Source organism: Agromyces tropicus, assembly GCF_039531345.1.
GTDB classification, from domain to species: Bacteria; Actinomycetota; Actinomycetes; order Actinomycetales; family Microbacteriaceae; genus Agromyces; species Agromyces tropicus.
In genome coordinates, this window is the sequence record NZ_BAAAPW010000001.1 from 1,160,630 (window position 1) to 1,176,600 (window position 15,971).

At 72.9% G+C, this 15,971-nt stretch carries 14 protein-coding genes and 1 tRNA gene; 2 read left to right on the forward strand and 13 right to left on the reverse strand.

Annotated elements, in window-relative coordinates; all coding sequences use genetic code 11:
• Positions 1 to 123: 123 nt before the first annotated feature.
• The 4 genes from ABD230_RS05310 to ABD230_RS05325 are packed head-to-tail and all read right to left on the reverse strand — an operon-like array spanning position 124 to position 4,608.
• A complete protein-coding gene (locus ABD230_RS05310) occupies positions 124 to 1,485 on the reverse strand; it encodes a D-arabinono-1,4-lactone oxidase (protein ID WP_344369977.1) in 1,362 nt (453 codons plus the stop codon).
• Positions 1,482 to 2,747: an alanine racemase gene (locus ABD230_RS05315; protein WP_344369978.1), complete on the reverse strand. Its 1,266-nt coding sequence runs from the start codon at positions 2,745 to 2,747 to the stop codon at positions 1,482 to 1,484. Before ABD230_RS05315 ends, ABD230_RS05310 begins: the two co-directional genes overlap by 4 nt.
• Positions 2,744 to 4,024 carry an MFS transporter gene (locus ABD230_RS05320; protein WP_344369979.1) on the reverse strand — a complete coding sequence of 427 codons (1,281 nt, stop codon included), beginning with the start codon at positions 4,022 to 4,024 and terminating at the stop codon, positions 2,744 to 2,746. Before ABD230_RS05320 ends, ABD230_RS05315 begins: the two co-directional genes overlap by 4 nt.
• Positions 4,021 to 4,608, reverse strand: coding sequence for a TetR/AcrR family transcriptional regulator (locus ABD230_RS05325; protein ID WP_344370123.1), 588 nt, complete (start codon positions 4,606 to 4,608; stop codon positions 4,021 to 4,023). The genes ABD230_RS05320 and ABD230_RS05325 overlap by 4 nt, the downstream gene beginning before the upstream one ends.
• 122 nt (positions 4,609 to 4,730) lie before the next feature.
• Here ABD230_RS05325 and ABD230_RS05330 point away from each other — a divergent pair, with 122 nt between their 5' ends.
• Positions 4,731 to 5,657 (forward strand): Ppx/GppA phosphatase family protein, encoded by a 927-nt coding sequence (locus ABD230_RS05330; RefSeq protein ID WP_344369980.1) that lies wholly within the window; start codon positions 4,731 to 4,733, stop codon positions 5,655 to 5,657.
• A 3-nt stretch (positions 5,658 to 5,660) separates the two neighbouring features.
• On the opposite strand, the gene ABD230_RS05335 is transcribed toward ABD230_RS05330, so the two are convergent.
• The 9 genes from ABD230_RS05335 to ABD230_RS05375 all read right to left on the reverse strand — a co-directional run bounded on the left by ABD230_RS05335 (position 5,661) and on the right by ABD230_RS05375 (position 14,256).
• Positions 5,661 to 5,734, reverse strand: a tRNA-Leu gene (locus ABD230_RS05335).
• 45 nt (positions 5,735 to 5,779) lie between these two features.
• Positions 5,780 to 7,201 carry an NAD(P)/FAD-dependent oxidoreductase gene (locus ABD230_RS05340; protein ID WP_344369982.1) on the reverse strand — a complete coding sequence of 474 codons (1,422 nt, stop codon included), beginning with the start codon at positions 7,199 to 7,201 and terminating at the stop codon, positions 5,780 to 5,782.
• Positions 7,202 to 7,238: 37 nt separating this feature from the next.
• Entirely contained in the window at positions 7,239 to 8,555 is a 1,317-nt protein-coding gene (locus ABD230_RS05345; RefSeq protein ID WP_344369983.1) for a S8 family serine peptidase, read from the reverse strand.
• The gene (locus tag ABD230_RS05350) at positions 8,552 to 9,091 is read right to left on the reverse strand and encodes a DUF501 domain-containing protein (RefSeq protein ID WP_344369984.1); all 540 of its coding nucleotides are present in this window, start codon (positions 9,089 to 9,091) and stop codon (positions 8,552 to 8,554) included. The genes ABD230_RS05345 and ABD230_RS05350 overlap by 4 nt, the downstream gene beginning before the upstream one ends.
• A complete protein-coding gene (locus tag ABD230_RS05355) occupies positions 9,088 to 9,657 on the reverse strand; it encodes an FtsB family cell division protein (RefSeq protein ID WP_344369985.1) in 570 nt (189 codons plus the stop codon). Before ABD230_RS05355 ends, ABD230_RS05350 begins: the two co-directional genes overlap by 4 nt.
• A 74-nt stretch (positions 9,658 to 9,731) precedes the next feature.
• The gene (eno, locus tag ABD230_RS05360) at positions 9,732 to 11,012 is read right to left on the reverse strand and encodes a phosphopyruvate hydratase (RefSeq protein WP_344369986.1); all 1,281 of its coding nucleotides are present in this window, start codon (positions 11,010 to 11,012) and stop codon (positions 9,732 to 9,734) included.
• An 88-nt stretch (positions 11,013 to 11,100) separates the two neighbouring features.
• Complete coding sequence (locus ABD230_RS05365; protein WP_344369988.1) at positions 11,101 to 12,183, reverse strand: glycosyltransferase family 2 protein; 1,083 nt, start codon at positions 12,181 to 12,183, stop codon at positions 11,101 to 11,103.
• A 46-nt stretch (positions 12,184 to 12,229) separates the two neighbouring features.
• Positions 12,230 to 13,498 (reverse strand): histidine--tRNA ligase, encoded by a 1,269-nt coding sequence (hisS, locus tag ABD230_RS05370; RefSeq protein WP_344369989.1) that lies wholly within the window; start codon positions 13,496 to 13,498, stop codon positions 12,230 to 12,232.
• A gap of 47 nt (positions 13,499 to 13,545) precedes the next feature.
• Positions 13,546 to 14,256 carry a nucleoside triphosphate pyrophosphohydrolase gene (locus tag ABD230_RS05375; protein WP_344369991.1) on the reverse strand — a complete coding sequence of 237 codons (711 nt, stop codon included), beginning with the start codon at positions 14,254 to 14,256 and terminating at the stop codon, positions 13,546 to 13,548.
• Positions 14,257 to 14,429: 173 nt separating this feature from the next.
• Here ABD230_RS05375 and nhaB point away from each other — a divergent pair, with 173 nt between their 5' ends.
• Positions 14,430 to 15,962 carry a sodium/proton antiporter NhaB gene (gene nhaB, locus ABD230_RS05380; protein WP_344369992.1) on the forward strand — a complete coding sequence of 511 codons (1,533 nt, stop codon included), beginning with the start codon at positions 14,430 to 14,432 and terminating at the stop codon, positions 15,960 to 15,962.
• Positions 15,963 to 15,971: the final 9 nt, after the last annotated feature.

A 15,971-nucleotide genomic window follows, 5' to 3' on the forward strand; every position in this document is an offset into this window, starting at 1 on the left:
CGGAACGGACTCTTGAATCCTATCGATCCACCCTGCGACCGGGCGGATTTCCCATGAGACTCCGAGCGAGCGGAGGGCGGGCTCCGGGGCGGCGGCCGGCCGGGCCGACGTGTCCGGGCGCGATCACGCCGCGGCGCCGAACGCCCCGGCCCCGGCGCGGCCGCCGGCGCCGACCGGACCGAGCACCCGGTCGAGGTACGGGTTCGCGAACCGCCCCTCCGGGTCGAGCCGCCCGCGCACCCGCACGAAGTCGTCGAAGTGCGGGTAGGAGCCCCGCAGCGACTCGGCGGTCTGCGTGTGCATCTTGCCCCAGTGCGGACGGCCGCCGAGGTCGCGCATGATCGCCTCGACACCGGCGAAGTAGGCGGTCGGGTCCTCGCGGACGTACCGGTGGACCGCGATGTAGCCGGTCTCCCGGCCGTGCGCCGTCGACAGCCAGTTCTCGTCGGCGGCGGCGGCGCGCACCTCGATCGGGAAGCTGATGCGCCAGCCGCGCCGTTCGATGAGGGTCCGGACGGCCCGGAAGGCCTCGGGCACCGCCTCGAGCGGGATCGCGTACTCCATCTCGCGGAACCGCACCGTGCGGTTGGTCGTGAACACCGCAGGCGAGAGGTCGGTGAAGTCCCGACTGCCCGTGAACCGCTCGGCGAGCCGCGCCAGCGGCGGGGTCGCCGCGGGCACCGCGGTCCCGAGCGCGCAGATCGCGCGGTAGACGCCGTTCGCGAGCAGCTCGTCGTCGATCCAGCGGCCGACGCGACCGAGCGGCGCGTGCGGGGCGTCGGCCGGCAGTCGCGTGTTCGTCTTCGTGAGCGCCGTCTCGGTGTGCGGGAACCAGTAGAACTCGAAGTGGTCCTCGCCGCGCACGCGCGGCATCCACTCCTCGAGCACGCGGTCGAGCGGTTCGGTCGCCTCGACCGCGTGGAGTGCGAACCGGGGCACGAGCTGCAGGGTGAGCTCGGTCAGCACGCCGAGCGCACCGAGCCCGAGCCGCACGGCCGGCAGCAGCTCGGGCCGACTCGTCTCGCTCACCTCGAGCAGCTCGCCGGTGCCCGTGACGAGCCGCGCGCCGACGACCTGGGTGGCGAGCCCGCCGAAGGCGAGGCCCGTGCCGTGGGTGCCGGTGGAGGTGGCGCCCGAGATCGTCTGGCGGTCGATGTCGCCCATGTTCGCCATCGCGAGCCCGAGGGGCTCGAGCAGGCGCGGCAGCCGGTGCAGGGGCGTGCCCGCGCCGAGCGTGACCCGGCCCGTCTCGGCATCCGCGTCGACGACGCCCGACAGGTCGGTCAGGTCGAGCTGGACGTCGGGCGCCACCGCGATCCCGGTGAAGCTGTGGCCGGACCCGACGGGCTTGATGCGGCGACCGGATGCCGCGGCGGCGAGCACCGCGCGCTGGACCGCGCCCTCGTCGGCCGGACGCTCGATGCGGTTCGGCCGCACCGCCTCGGTCCGACCCCAGTTGCGCCAGACCGCTCCGCTCGCCGTCACAGGAACGCCCTCCCCTCGCCTCGATAGGTCGGCACCGTGCCGACCACGTCGTCGCCCTCGATCACGGCGAACTCGTTCAGGTGCTCGGCGAGCTCGCCGGACTTCGTGTGGCGGAACCACACCCGGTCCCCTGCGCGCAATCGGGCGGCGGCCGGCCCGGTCAGCGGCGTCTGCACCTCGCCCGCGGCCTCGCGCGGCAGCATCCGCAGGCCCTCCGGCCAGACGGGCTCCGGGAGCCGGTCGGCGCCGGGCGGTCCCGAGGCGACCCAGCCGCCGCCGAGGATCGTCGCGTGCCGCGCGCTCGGCGAGCGCACGACGTCCAGCGCGAACGCCGACGCCGGCGCCGGCGTGAACTGGGCGTAGCCGTCGAACAGGTGCCCGGCGAGGATGCCGCTCCCGGCGCCGAGCTCGGTGACGGACGGGTCGGCGGCGGTCGCCTCGAGCGAGCCGGTGCCGCCGCCGTTGACGAACTCGAGGTCGGCGTGCCGTCGGACCGCGGCGACCGCGCGCGCGCGACGTTCGACGAGCTCGGGCATCGAGCGGGACTGCATCCAGCGGTTCACGGCACCGCCGACGGGTCGTCCGGGCGGACGCGTGGTCACCCCGGCGACCTGGGCCTCGTAGGCCATCATCCCGACGAGGCGGAATCCGGGACGCGCGTCGACGTACGCGGCGAACGCCCCCGCCTCCTCGGGTGCGTGGATGGGCGAACGACGCACCCCGAGGTGCCCGAGCACGGGCGCGTCCCACGAGGCGTCGAGCTCGAGGCAGACCCGGAGCTCCTCGCGCGATCCGGGCGGGAGCACCGCGTCGACGAGGTCCAGCTGGTCGGGCGCATCGACCATCAGCGTGATCCGGCGCGCGAGGTCGGCATCGGTGGCGAGCCGGAAGATCCCGGCGGCCTCGGCCGTCGGGTAGCCGACCACGAGGTCGTCGAGGTCCGGGATGCGCTCCGCGAGCCAGAGCGCCTCGGCGAGCGTGTAGGCGAGGACCCCGCGATACCCCGGCAACGCGAGGAGCGCCTCGACGACCGACCGCACGCGAACCGACTTCGTGGCGATCCGGATCGGCGTGCCTGCGGCGCGACGCAGCATCTCCGCGGCGTTCCACCGCAGCGCCCCGAGGTGCAGCGCCCCCACCGGCGCGTCGAGGTGGCGCGTCGCCTCGGTGAGCGTCGGCCAGTGGTGCGCCGGGTCCGTCCAGGGATGCTCCGTCGCGGCATCCGCCGGCAGGGCCAGGTCGAGCGGTCGCGCGGCCGTCATCGCACGCTCCGGACCCGCGCGACGGCGAGCGCGCCGCCGAAGGCGAAGACGGCGCCCAGCACGAACACGAGCGTGAACGACCCGGTCGCGACGACGGCGATCGCCCCGAGCAGCGGGCCGATCGACTGCGGGACCGCGGTGGCGATGTTCATGATGCCGAGGTCCTTCCCCCGCGCGGCGGGGTCGGGCAGCACCTGGGTGGCGAGCGCCTGGTCGACGGAGAGGAAGCAGCCGTACGCGAGGCCGAGCAGCCCGGCCGAGACCATGGCCGTGGCGAGCGCCGGGGCGAGCGCCAGCAGGAGCGCCGCGACGCCCTGCAGCACGGCGGCGACGAGCACGAACACGCGCCGGCGGCCGAGCGCGTCCGAGAGCCGCCCGAAGCCGAGCGACGCGAGGATCACGAACACCATGTAGACCAGCGTGAGCACGATGAGGTCGTCCTCGGCGTTGGCGTCGCCGAGGCCGAACATGAGGAAGTAGAGCAGCAGGCCGGTGCCGAGTGCGTTGCCGATCGACACCAGCACGCGGCTGAGCAGCGTCCAGCCGAAGTCCGGGTACTTCCGCGGGCTGATCCAGAGGCTCGCGATCACGCCCCGTGCGGTCACCCGGTCGCGTTCGCCCGCCGCGAGCGGGGTCTCCCGGCGCAGCAGGAACGGGACCGCGAGCACGAGGAGCGCCGCGGCGACGAGCGCGTACCCGGCGAGCTGGCCCGTCACGACCATGGTGACGAGCACGAGCCCGAGGATGATCCCGACGGCCTGCGGCGCGGACATCCACCCGGAGACGATGCCCCGCTGGCGGACGGGCACCTGGTCGCTGATCGTCGCCGTCAGCGCGGCCGTCATGACGCAGAAGCCCACGGTCGCGGCGACCCAGGCGAGCCCGATCGCCCAGAGCTCGTGCTGGAGGCCGAGCACCACGAGGGACGCCGCGAAGAGCACCGCGCCGCCCGCGATCCACGGCCGGCGACGGCCGAACCGCGACGTCGTGCGGTCCGAGAGCGCGCCCGTCAGGGGATACGCGACGATCACGAAGACCGCCGCGATCCCCGACACGACGCCGAACGCCACCACGGACTCGATCCAGTCGTCGGGGTGCAGCTCCGCGTCGATCTGCGCGGGGAGCAGCAGCTGCACGGGCGTCAGCTGCGCCATCCAGATGCCGAGCCAGGCGGCGGCGAACCCGGCCATCCAGCCGGCGCCGACGGGTCGGGTCGGGTCGGCGAAGGCGCCGTCGGCGCGTGCCGTGGCCGCCGCGGCGGCATCGGTTCCGGTCACTGGGGGTCCGCCATTCTCGCGAGGGCGTCGGCGGCCGCGAGGGCGGTCGCCCGGGCTGCGGCGTCGTCGCGGTGGACGAGCCAGGTCATCGTGATGCCGTCGGTGAACGCGACGAGCACCGCCGCCACCTCTGCGACGGGCCGGCGCCACGTCGCACCGGTCCGCTCGGCGGCGAGGGTGAGCGCCTGCTCGGCGAGCTCGGCGTACCGGCGGTACTGCGCGGTCGCGAGCGGATGCCGGTCGGGGTCGCGCAGCGCGTACTGGGTGAGCTCGAGCATGGCCTGCTCGTGCGCCGGATCCGCGCGCAGGTGGTCGAGGTAGCCCGCCAGCCCGGCCTCGAGGAGGTCGCGGAGGTCGCCCTCGCCCTCGGCGACGGGCAGGACGGCGGCCTCCTCGCGCGCGACGACGCTCGCGATGAGCTCGTCGAGGAACGCCTCGCGCGACGCGAACGCGTAGTGGAAGCTCGCGAGCGACATCCCCGCCTCGGCCACGATCGCGCGCGTCGAGGCGCCGGCGATGCCCTCGCGGGCGATGACGCGCAGGCCCGCCTCGATGAGCGCCGGGCGGCGCTCGGCGGCGGACATGCGGGGCACGGTGCTCCTCTCGACGTCATCGCCGGAGACGGGGAAAGTGGGACGCTCGTCCCAGTTCGACCAAGTATGCACGGGGGCCGCGCGATGCACCAGCCTCCGGGTACGCTCGCACCATGCGCCTCGGGGTCCTCGATGTCGGTTCCAACACCGTCCACCTGCTCGTCGTCGACGCGCACCCGGGTGCGCGCCCGATCCCCGCGGCCTCCCACAAGGCGGTCCTCCGCCTGATGCGCTACCTCGACGACGACGGCTCGATCAGCCGGGCCGGCGTCGACGCGATCCTCGAGGCGGTGCGCGAGGCCTCCGCCGTGGCGAAGGAGTCCGGCATCGACGAGCTCCTCGCGTTCGCGACCTCGGCGATCCGCGAGGCCGCGAACGGCGCCGAGGTGCTCGAGCTCATCGAGGAGGCCGCCGGCATCCACCTCGACGTCCTCAGCGGCGCCGACGAGGCCCGCATCACCTTCCTCGCCGTCCGCCGCTGGTACGGCTGGTCGGCCGGCCGCATCCTGCTCTTCGACATCGGCGGCGGCTCGCTCGAGATCGCGCACGGCGGCGACGAGGTCCCCGACGCCGCACGCTCGGTCCCGCTCGGTGCCGGCCGCTCGACGATCGAGTACCTGCCGACCGATCCGCCCACCGAGAAGCAGGTCGAGCACCTGCGCTCGCACGCCCGGAAGGTCCTGAAGTCGGCGATCGACGACATGGACGGCATCCCCGAGGTCGACCACGTCGTCGGCTCGTCGAAGACGATCCGCTCGCTCGCACGGCTCGCGGGCAGCACCGAGGACGGAGTCGGCGCCGAGGAGCGCAGCATCCTCAAGCTCTCACGGCTCGACGACTGGATCCCGCGGCTGGCGAAGATCCCCGCGGACGCACGGCCGAACCTGCCCGGCATCACGGCGGACCGCACGTTCCAGATCGTCGCCGGCGCGGTCGTGCTCTCGGAGACGATGCGGGCGTTCAAGGCGAAGACGCTCGAGGTGTCGCCGTGGGCGCTCCGCGAGGGGCTCATCCTGCGGCGGATCGACCGGCTCACCTGACCGTGCTCCCGCTGGGATTCGAACCCAGACTCGGGCGGGTTTAAGCCGCCTGCCTCTACCGGTTGGGCTACGGGAGCGCGGCGCCGGCCGGATGGCCGACGCCGCGTCACAGCATAGGGCGCCTACTTGGCGGCGACGGCCTTCTCCGCGGGCTTCGCCGACTTCGACGCCGGCTTCTTCGCGTCGGCCTTCGCCGGTGCGGCCGGGGCCGCGACCTCGCCGGCCGGCTTCGGGCGGGCCGCGAATCGCTCGAACTCGGCGCGCGGGTGCTGCACGGCCTGGAGCGACACGATGTCGCGGCCGAGCCAGAAGTTGTTCCACCAGCCCCAGAACACGCGGAACTTGCGCTCCCACGTCGGCATCGCGAGGCCGTGGTAGCCGCGGTGCGCGAACCACGCCAGCAGGCCCTTGATCGCGAGCTTGCCCGACTGGAACACGCCCGAGCCGACGCCCAGGCCGGCGACCGCGCCGAGGTTCTTGTGGAAGTAGTCCTTCGGCTCCTCGCCGCGGAGGACCGCGACGATGTTCTTCGCCATGAGCTTGCCCTGGCGGACCGCGTGCTGCGCGTTGGGCACGCAGTAGCCGCCCACGCCGCCGCCCGACAGGTCGGGCACCGCGGCGATGTCGCCGGCGGCCCAGGCGTCGGGGACGATCTCGTCCTCGTCGCCGACGCGGAGGTCGGGGCGCGCCTTGATGCGGCCGCGCTCCTCGACGGGCAGGTCGCTGGTGCGGACGATGGCCGGGTTGGCCATGACGCCCGCGGTCCAGACGATGAGGTCGGTCTCGAACGTCTCGCCCGTGGAGAGCTCGATCTTGCCGTCGAGCGCGCTCGTGAGCTGCGTGTCGAGGTGGATCTCGGCGCCGCGCTGGGCGAGGTGCTTGATCACCCAGTGGCTCGTCGGCAGCGATACCTCGGGCATGATGCGGCCCATCGCCTCGATGAGGTGGAAGTGCGTGTCGTCGAACGTGAGCTGCGGGTAGAACTCGAGCAGCGCGCTCGCGAACGAGCGGAGCTCGGCGAACACCTCGATGCCCGCGAAGCCGCCGCCGACGACGACGACCGTGAGCAGTCGGTCGCGCTCGGGCCCGGCGGGCAGATTCGCGGCCTTGTCGAAGTTGGTGAGCAGGCGGTCGCGGATCGCGACGGCCTCCTCGATGGTCTTCAGGCCGTAGGCCTGGTCTGCAACGCCCGGGATCGGGAAGGTGCGCGAGACCGCGCCCCCGGTCACCACGACCACGTCGTAGTCGAACTCCCACGGCTCGCCGAGCTCGGGCGTGATCGTCGCGGTCTTCGACGCGTGGTCGATGCCCGTCACCTTCGCGGTGACGACGTTGGTCTTCTTCAGGTGGCGACGCAGCGACACGACGGAGTGGCGGGCCTCGATCGACCCCGCGGCCACCTCGGGGAGGAAGGGCTGGTACGTCATGTACGGGAGCGGGTCGACGACCGTCACCTCGGCCTCGCCGGGACGCAGCCACTTCTCGAGCTTCCACGCCGTGTAGAACCCCGCATAGCCGCCGCCGACGATGAGAATCTTGGGCACGGTGAATGGACTCCTTGGATCTGTGATGCCTGCGTGCCTACGCGCCGGTGCGCGTGGTCCGCCTGATGTGCCGAGTGGCGCCGATGCCCAACAGCGCTGCTAGCGTACCAAACCCCGCGACGAGCGAGAGCGGCACCGTGATATAGGCCAGCGTCCAGGGCGTGGGCATGAGCGTCTTCGCGCTCTCCGCCCGCGGCGGCGGCGGATCGGCGATGGGCACGATCTCCTGCTGCGTGTCGTCATCAGGCGTCTCCTGGTCGGGGACGTCGGCCCGACGGTGCACGCGCACCCATTCCTCGAGGCTGCCGAGCGGGTTCTGCTCGACGAGTTCGACGTCCGCGGTGAGCGCCGCGACGGGATCGATGATGCCGTAGCCGTAGAGCGGGCCGGGGACGTCCTCGCCCTTCGGGTCCGCGGTCCGGATGATGCGGTTGATGACGTTCGCCGCGTCGAGGTCCGGGTACTGGGCGCGCACGAGCGCGACGAGGCCCGACACGAGCGGCGCCGCGGCGCTCGTGCCCGACCACACGACGTGGCTGCCGTCGGGCAGCACGCCGACGAGGTCCTCGCTCGGGGCCGCCACCGCGATGGTGATGCCCTGCGAGCTCGCATCGAAGCTCGCGTTCTGGTCGCGATCGACGCCCGCGACCGCCAGCACCCCGGGGATCGTCGCGGGCGCGCCGACCTGGGTCGTGCCGGAGCCGCGGTTGCCCGCCGCCGCGACGACCACGACGTCGTTGTCGAACGCGTACTGGAACGCCTCGTCCCAGCTCTCGGGCCAGTCCGGGGTGTTCCGGGTGAGCGACATGTTGATGACGTCGGCGCCGTTGTCGACCGCCCAGCGCACGGCCTCGGCGATCTGCTCGTCGTTCGTCTTCTCCGAGCCCGTGTCGAGGCCGAAGGCGACCGATGCCGAGAGCAGGTCCGCATCGGGCGCCACGCCGATGACGCCGTTGCCCTCGCCGGTGCCGCGCCCGGCCAGGAGCGAGGCCACCATCGTGCCGTGCTCCTCCTCCTCGCCGATCGGCGTCTGGCCGTCGGGAGAGCCGATGCCCGAGACGTCCGTGCCGCCCACGACCACGCCGCGCAGCTCCGCGACGTCGCCGTTCACGCCGGTGTCGATGATCGCGACCTTCACGCCGTCGCCGCGCGACATCGTCCACGCCTGGGTGAAGCCGTAGTCGTTCAGCCAGTACTCGAGGTCGCGGACCGTGTCGGCCTGCGCGGGCGCGGCGCCGCCCAGCGCGAGCACGCCGACCGCCACCGCGCCGACGAGCGCGCGCCACGCGGCCCGCCGTGCCCCGCCGCGGCGCGGGGTCCGGCCGGATCGCCGGGTCGTGCGGGCACCCGTCATGCGGGCTCCTCCGCGGGTAGGTCGTCGACGCCGTAGTCGGGGCAGCGGCACACGTCGGGCGACCACGTGGAGCGCTCGAGCGCGAGGTCGCCGATCGGGTTCACGCCCGGCCCGGCCGCGAGCGCGTGCCCCGCGAGGGCGTGCAGGCACTTGACGCGCGTCGGCATGCCGCCCGCCGAGACGCCGGCGATCTCCTCGACGACGCCGAAGGTCTCGCGATCGGCGAGGTACTGCTCGTGCGCGGCGCGGTACGCGTCGCGCACCTCCTCGTCGGCCTCGAGCAGGTCGGTGAACTCGACCATGAGCTGTGCGGCCTCGAGGAACGACATGGCGGCCGTCGCGACCGGGTGCGTGAGGTAGTAGAACGTGGGAAAGGGGGTACCGTCGGACAGGCGCGGCCGGGTCGACACGACCGTCGGGGCGCCGCAGACGCACCGCGCGGCGATGCCGACGACGTCGCGCGCGGGACGGCCGAGCTGCACCGAGACGATGCGGAGGTCGCGCTCGGACACGGGTTCGAACGGCGGACGGGTCATCGGTTCCCCTCGTCGGCGGGCTGGTCGGCGGGCTCCTGGTCGGCCTGGTCGGCGGGGTCGGCCGCGTCCGTGACACTCGGCGCGAGCCCCGCGGTCATCACCGAACGGAGCATGGTCTGCATCCAGTCCCCGCGGGCTTCCGTGACCTGCGCCGACACGGCGCGGTCCGCGGGCATCGACGTGGCCGGGTCGCGGTCGTCGATGACGAGGTAGCTCACCTCGCCCGGGAGCACGTAGTAGAGGCGGTCGCGGGCCTGGGTGACGATGAAGGTCTCGTCGTTCCAGCGCTCGCGCTCCTCGGTCAGCCGGGCGACCTCGGCCTCCTGCCGGGCCACCTCGGCCTTCGCCTCGGCGATCTGCTGGCGCTGGCCGGCGTAGGCGGCGATGCTGGGCGCGAGCACGACGACCGCGAGCACGAGCACGCCCATCATGATGATCGAGAAGCCGGAGAAGCGGATGCCGGCGAGCCACGTCTCGGCGACCTGCCGGATCGACTGGCGGGCGCGGGCGGGGCGCGACGGACCCGACGCGCGGGCGGCGCGCGAGGGACGACGTGCAGCGCTCATCGTCCTCCTCACCTCGCTGGAAACGACCGACGGGGGCGGCCGCGGCCACCCCCGTCGAGCGTCTCAGTGACGCGTCACGCCGTGAAACGCGGGAATGCCGAGCGGCCCGCGTACTCCGCGGCCTCGCCGAGCTCTTCTTCGATCCTCAGCAGCTGATTGTACTTGGCGACCCGCTCGGACCGGGCGGGCGCGCCCGTCTTGATCTGACCGCAGTCGGTCGCGACCGCCAGGTCGGCGATCGTGGTGTCCTCGGTCTCGCCCGAACGGTGGGACATCACGGCGGTGTAGCCGGCGCGCTGCGCGAGCTTCACCGCGTCGAGCGTCTCGGTGAGCGTGCCGATCTGGTTCACCTTCACCAGGATCGAGTTTCCGACGTGCTTCGCGATGCCGTCGGCGAGGCGCGCCGGGTTGGTGACGAAGAGGTCGTCGCCGACGAGCTGGAGCTTGCCGCCGAGCTCGGTCGAGAGCGTCGCCCAGCCCTCCCAGTCGTCCTCGGCCAGCGGGTCCTCGATGGACACCAGCGGGTAGGCGGCGGCGAGCTCGGCGTAGTACGCGCTCATCTCGGCCGCCGTGCGGTCCTTGCCCTCGAAGCGGTAGACGCCGTCCTCGAAGAACTCCGTCGAGGCGACGTCGAGGCCGAGCGCCACGTCGGTGCCGACGGTGAAGCCCGCCTTCTCGATCGCCTCGGAGATGAGGTCGAGCGCGGCGCGGTTGTTCGCGAGGTCGGGCGCGAAGCCGCCCTCGTCGCCGAGGCCGGTGGACAGACCCTTCGACTTCAGCAGGCTCTTGAGCGAGTGGTACGTCTCGACGCCCCAGCGCAGGCCCTCGGAGTACGTCGGCGCACCGATCGGCAGCACCATGAACTCCTGGATGTCGACACCGGTGTCGGCGTGCGCACCGCCGTTGATGATGTTCATCATCGGCACCGGGAGCACGTGCGCGTTCGGCCCGCCGAGGTAGCGGAACAGCGGCAGGTCGGCCGAGTCGGCCGCGGCCTTCGCGACGGCGAGCGAGACGCCGAGGATCGCGTTGGCGCCGAGGCGGCTCTTGTTGTCGGTGCCGTCGGCCTCCATGAGGGCGGCGTCGACGACGCGCTGCTCCGTGGCGTCCAGGTCCTCGACGGCCGGGCCGAGCTCGTCGAGCACCGCGTCGACGGCCTTCTGCACGCCCTTGCCGAGGTAGCGGTCCGAGTCGCCGTCACGCAGCTCGTACGCCTCGAAGGCGCCGGTCGACGCGCCCGAGGGCACGGCCGCCCGCGAGACGGTGCCGTCGTCGAGCAGGACCTCGACCTCGACCGTGGGGTTGCCGCGCGAATCCAGGATCTCCCGTGCGCCGACAGCTTCGATGAATGCCACAGTGAACTCCTCTGTGATGGGGGTGTGCGTGGACGACTCCGTCGTTGCCCGCTCGACAGTCTAGGACCCGGTTCCGAGGCCCGCTCGCCTATGTCGGATCGTCGCCGGGCACCGGCCCGCGCCCCGTGCCGACGAGTCCGCGCTCGATGCCGATCGTGCGCTGCGCGCCGCCGTCGCCGGACCCCGGGACCGGCTTCCGCCAGCTGCGGAGCGGGCGCAGGAGGGCGCGATGCGCGAGTCCGTCGGCGATCCGCCCGAGCCCCTCGACGACGCGCCCGCGACCGAGCAGCGCCCGACCCTGGGCGACCTTGCGCGCGGAGGTGCGCCGCTGGTGCGTGCGCCACACGGACGCGAGGAGGGCGGTGTCCGACGCGGAGTTCTCGGGCGAGTGGTAGGCGGTCGCCCACACCCGACGCGCGGTGCGCACGTCGCGCACGCGGTTCGCGGAGGCGTTGCCGCCGTGCCGGCGGTATCGCACCAGCGCACGGTCGACGACGACGAGCGGCGCCTGCCGCACCAGCCGGATCGTGAAGTCCCAGTCCTGTCCGACGACGAAGGTCGGGTCGTACCCGCCCGTGGCCTCGAAGGCCGCGCGCCGAACGAGGAGCGTGCCCATCGGCACCACGGGCGTCGCGAGGAACACCTGGTCGAGCCCGCGGAACGCGTCCGAGGCCGCGCCGTCGGCGAGGCCGAGCTCCTCGCGGGCGATCATCTGGTCGCGGAACGCGCCGTCGTGCACCGGGCCGCCGTCGGAGTCGATGAACTCGCCGCGCACGAAGGCGCCGGACGCCTCCGTGTGGGCCTCCAGCGCATCGACGAGCGATCCGAGCAGCCCGGGCTCGCAGACGTCGTCGTCGTCCATGAAGATCAGGTATTCGCTGGACGCCGCGGCGAGCGCGGCACCCGCGTTCCGCGCCGCACCGACTCCGCCGTGCGACCGCAGGACGAGCGTCACGCGCGGGTCGTCGAGGAACGCGCGGACGACGTCCGGCCCGTCGTCGGTCGACGCGTCGTCGACGACGATCACCTCGAACCGGGCGAACGACTGCCCGAGCACGCTGCGCAGCGTCTCGCCGATGTACCGGCCGCGGTCGTGCAGCGGGATCACGACGGTGACGAGCGGATGGGCGGCGTCGCTCGCCCGGCCCGGGATCGTGGCGTCCGAGGTCATGCGACGAGCATGTCATGAAGCGCGACGGCCGTGGAGGCCGCGCGCCTCAGCTCCCGGCCCCGAGGTCGCGGAACTCCAGCGACGCCGCATCCGTCGTCTCGGCGGTGACCGGCGCCCACGCGTCGAACCCGTCGCCCGAGACGCGCTCGAGGAGCCCGCGCAGGTTCTTGGTTCGGCGCTCGAAGCGCACCCGGGTGCCGGAGGCCACGAGCTCGTGCTTGAGGGCGAGCAGGTCGCGCGCCGCGAGGTCGCGGCCGTGCACGAGCACCACCGAGCGCGGCCGGCCGTCGTCGCGCACGGCGAGCAGGTCGACGATGCGCTCGAAGCCGATGGAGAAGCCGCAGGCCGGCACCTCCTGGCCGAGGAAGCGGCCGATCATGTGGTCGTAGCGGCCGCCGCCGCCGAGCGAGTAGCCGTGGTCGGGGTGCGCGATCTCGAAGATCGTGCCCGTGTAGTACCCCATGCCCCGCACGAGCGTCGGGTCGAAGTCGACCCCGGCGCCCGGCACCGCGTCGCGGAGCACGATGAGCTCGCCGTAGGCCTCGAGGTCGAGCCACGCGGGCGGCGGGGCGGTGCCGTCGGCGAGGTGCCAGTCGGCGGTCGCGAGCTGCCGCAGCTCGGCGGCCACGTCGGCCTTCTCGACGCCGAGCGTCGCGAGCTCGGCGGCCACCCCGTCGGGCCCGATCTTGTCGAGCTTGTCGATCGTGATGAGCGCCCGCTCGCGCAGCTCCTCGGGCACGCCCCAGGAGCCGAGGATCCCCGCCAGGATGCGCCGGTCGTTCAACCGGATGCGGCAGCCCTCGAGGCCGAGCGCGTCGAGCGCGGCCACCGTCGCGGTCAGCAGCTCGAGCTCGGCCATGGGCCCGGCCTCGCCGATGATGTCGATGTCGCACTGCACGAACTGGCGGTAGCGGCCCTTCTGCGGCCGCTCGGCCCGCCACACCGGCGCGATCTGGATCGCGCGGAAGACCGGGGGCAGCGCGGCCCGGTGGGTCGCGTAGAAGCGGGCGAGCGGCACGGTCAGGTCGTAGCGCAGGCCCAGGTCGGCGAGTGCGAGCGCGTCGCCGGACTCGGCGGCCGCGGCGAGGTCGTCGGGGGTGAGCCCGCGCCGCATGACCGCGAAGGCGAGCTTCTCGTTGTCGCCGCCGAGGCCCGCGTGCAGGCGCGAGGAGTCCTCCATGACCGGCGTCTCGATCTCGTCGAACCCGTGCGTCGCGTACACCCCGCGGATGATCGAGAGGGCGTGCTCGCGGCGGGACTTCTCGGCGGGCAGGAAGTCGCGCATGCCGCGCGGGGGCGTCACGGTCTGGGCCATGCGTCCATTCTTCCAAAGCGGACGCCGCGCCCCGAACCGGGCCGCGCTCAGGCCTCCGCGGCCCGCACGTCCTCCTGCAGCCCCCGGACGGCCGCGCGCAGCGCGCGCTCCGCGTCCAGGCCCTGCGACCGCGCGGACGCGACGAGCGCCATCAGGGTGTCGCCGAGCTCGGCTTCCGTGCGCGGCGCGACCGCGGCGTCCGTCGGCGCCCGGGTCACCCCGACCCGCTCGGCCTTGCCGAGCAGCTTCTGCGCGAGCGCGAGCGCGGGCATGCCCTGCGGCACGCCGTCGAGCACGCTCGTGCGGTGCGGCTTCTCGCTCGCCTTGAGGTCGTCCCAGAACGCGACGACGTCGGCCGCGGTCTCGGCCTCCCGATCGCCGAAGACGTGCGGATGCCGCGCCACCATCTTCGCCGTCATGTGACGGGCCACGTCGTCGATGTCGAAGTCCTCGCCGGGCGTGTGCGCGGCGAGGTCGGCGTGGAAGAGCACCTGGTAGAGCACGTCCCCGAGCTCCTCGATCATCTCCTCGCGACTGCCCGACTCGATCGCGTCGATGAGCTCCCAGCACTCCTCGACGAGGTACTGCACGAGGGACTCGTGGGTCTGGTCGGCGTCCCACGGGCACCCGCCCGGCGCGCGCAGGAGCGCCACCGTCTCGACGAGCTCCTCCAGTCCGGTGGCGGTGCCGCCCGGCACGATCGGCGCCCGCTCCGCGGCATCCGCCCGGGTCCTGCCGCCCGCTCGCGCCTCGCCCATGCGTCCTCCCCTGCTTCCGCTGCGTGGTCGTGCGGCGATGCCGCGGGCCCACGCAGCCATGCTAGGCGCCGATAGGATCGTGAATGGAGAGCCGGGAAGACTGGTCGGCCGATCCGCGCCGCGCGCGCCGATCGCTTCGCAACCCGGCGACCTCGTCGCCAGACAGGGGACCCATGAACGCCCAGACGGGCCGGACTCCGGTGACGGTCCGGCAGTTCGCCGGCGCGACCGCACGCAACTTCCTCGGCGACGCGCCCCGCTGGTACAAGGCGACCATCGTCGCCTTCCTCGTCGTCAACCCGCTCGTGCTCGTCGCGTTCGGGCCGTTCGTGACCGGATGGCTCTTCGTGGCCGAGTTCATCTTCACGCTCGCCATGGCGCTGACCTGCTATCCGCTGCAGCCGGGCGGGCTGCTCGCCATCGAGGCCGTCGCCATCGGCATGACCAGCGCCGAGAGCGTGTACCACGAGACGACGCAGAACTTCGCGGTGATCCTGCTGCTGATCTTCATGGTCGCGGGCATCTACTTCATCCGCGAGCTGCTGCTCGTCGTCTTCACGAAGCTGCTCGTCGCGGTCCGCTCGAAGCTGCTGCTGTCGCTCACGTTCGTCGTCGCGGCCGCGCTGCTGTCGGCCTTCCTCGACGCGCTCACGGTGATCGCCGTCGTGATCGCGGTCGCGACCGGGCTCTACTCCGTGTACCACCGGTTCGCGTCGGACCGCGGGTTCGACGACGACCACGACCACGAGGACGACGAGCTCGTCAACGACCCGCACCGGGGCGACCTCGATCGGTTCCGGCTGTTCCTGCAGAACCTCATGATGCACGCCGCCGTCGGCACGGCGCTCGGGGGCCTGGCGACGCTCGTGGGCGAGCCGCAGAACCTCGTCATCGGCGAACTGCTCGGCTGGGGCTTCATGGACTTCTTCGTCCACATGCTGCCCGTCTCGCTGCCCGTCTTCATCGTCGGGCTCGGCACCACGCTGCTGCTCGAACGGACGCGGTGGTTCGGGTACGGCGCCGAGCTCCCGGCATCCGTCCGCGAGGTCATGGAGCGCTGGGACCGCCGCGAGTCCGCCCGTCACGACCCGCGCCGCCGCGTCCGCCTGATCGTGCAGGGCGTCACGGCGCTCCTGCTGGTGGCGGCCCTCGCGTTCCACCTCGCCGAGGTGGGCCTGATCGGGCTGATGGTCATCGTGCTCGTGACGGCGTTCAACGGCATCATCACCGAGCACTCGCTCGGGCGGGCGTTCCAGGACGCCCTGCCGTTCGCGGCCCTCCTCGTCACCTTCTTCGCCATCGTCGCGATGATCAACGACCAGGGCCTGTTCACGCCGCTCATCGAGTTCGACCTCGCGCAGGAGGGGCAGCAGCAGCTGACGCTCCTCTTCCTCGCGACCGGCGCGCTCTCGGCGATCAGCGACAACGTGTTCGTCGCCACGGTCTACATCACGGAGGTGTCGCACGCGTTCGACCTCGGGGCGATCACGCGCGACCAGTACGAGGCGCTCGCCATCACGGTCAATGCGGGCACGAACGTCCCGAGCATCGCGACGCCGAACGGGCAGGCCGCGTTCCTGTTCCTGCTGACCTCCGCGCTCGCCCCGCTCATCCGGCTCGGATACGTGCGGATGCTGTGGATGGCGCTGCCCTACACGATCACGCTCACGACGACCGCGATGCTCGCGATCACCTACCTCGTCTGAGCGCCCGGC

Coding starts and splice junctions, on each gene's coding strand:
- ABD230_RS05365 (WP_344369988.1), bottom strand. CDS start 12,183: ATGACCTCGGACGCCACGATCCCGGGCCGGGCGAGCGACGCCGCCCAT.
- ABD230_RS05345 (WP_344369983.1), bottom strand. CDS start 8,555: ATGACGGGTGCCCGCACGACCCGGCGATCCGGCCGGACCCCGCGCCGC.
- hisS (WP_344369989.1), bottom strand. CDS start 13,498: ATGGCCCAGACCGTGACGCCCCCGCGCGGCATGCGCGACTTCCTGCCC.
- ABD230_RS05355 (WP_344369985.1), bottom strand. CDS start 9,657: ATGAGCGCTGCACGTCGTCCCTCGCGCGCCGCCCGCGCGTCGGGTCCG.
- ABD230_RS05330 (WP_344369980.1), top strand. CDS start 4,731: ATGCGCCTCGGGGTCCTCGATGTCGGTTCCAACACCGTCCACCTGCTC.
- ABD230_RS05315 (WP_344369978.1), bottom strand. CDS start 2,747: ATGACGGCCGCGCGACCGCTCGACCTGGCCCTGCCGGCGGATGCCGCG.
- ABD230_RS05375 (WP_344369991.1), bottom strand. CDS start 14,256: ATGGGCGAGGCGCGAGCGGGCGGCAGGACCCGGGCGGATGCCGCGGAG.
- ABD230_RS05350 (WP_344369984.1), bottom strand. CDS start 9,091: ATGACCCGTCCGCCGTTCGAACCCGTGTCCGAGCGCGACCTCCGCATC.
- nhaB (WP_344369992.1), top strand. CDS start 14,430: ATGAACGCCCAGACGGGCCGGACTCCGGTGACGGTCCGGCAGTTCGCC.
- ABD230_RS05325 (WP_344370123.1), bottom strand. CDS start 4,608: ATGTCCGCCGCCGAGCGCCGCCCGGCGCTCATCGAGGCGGGCCTGCGC.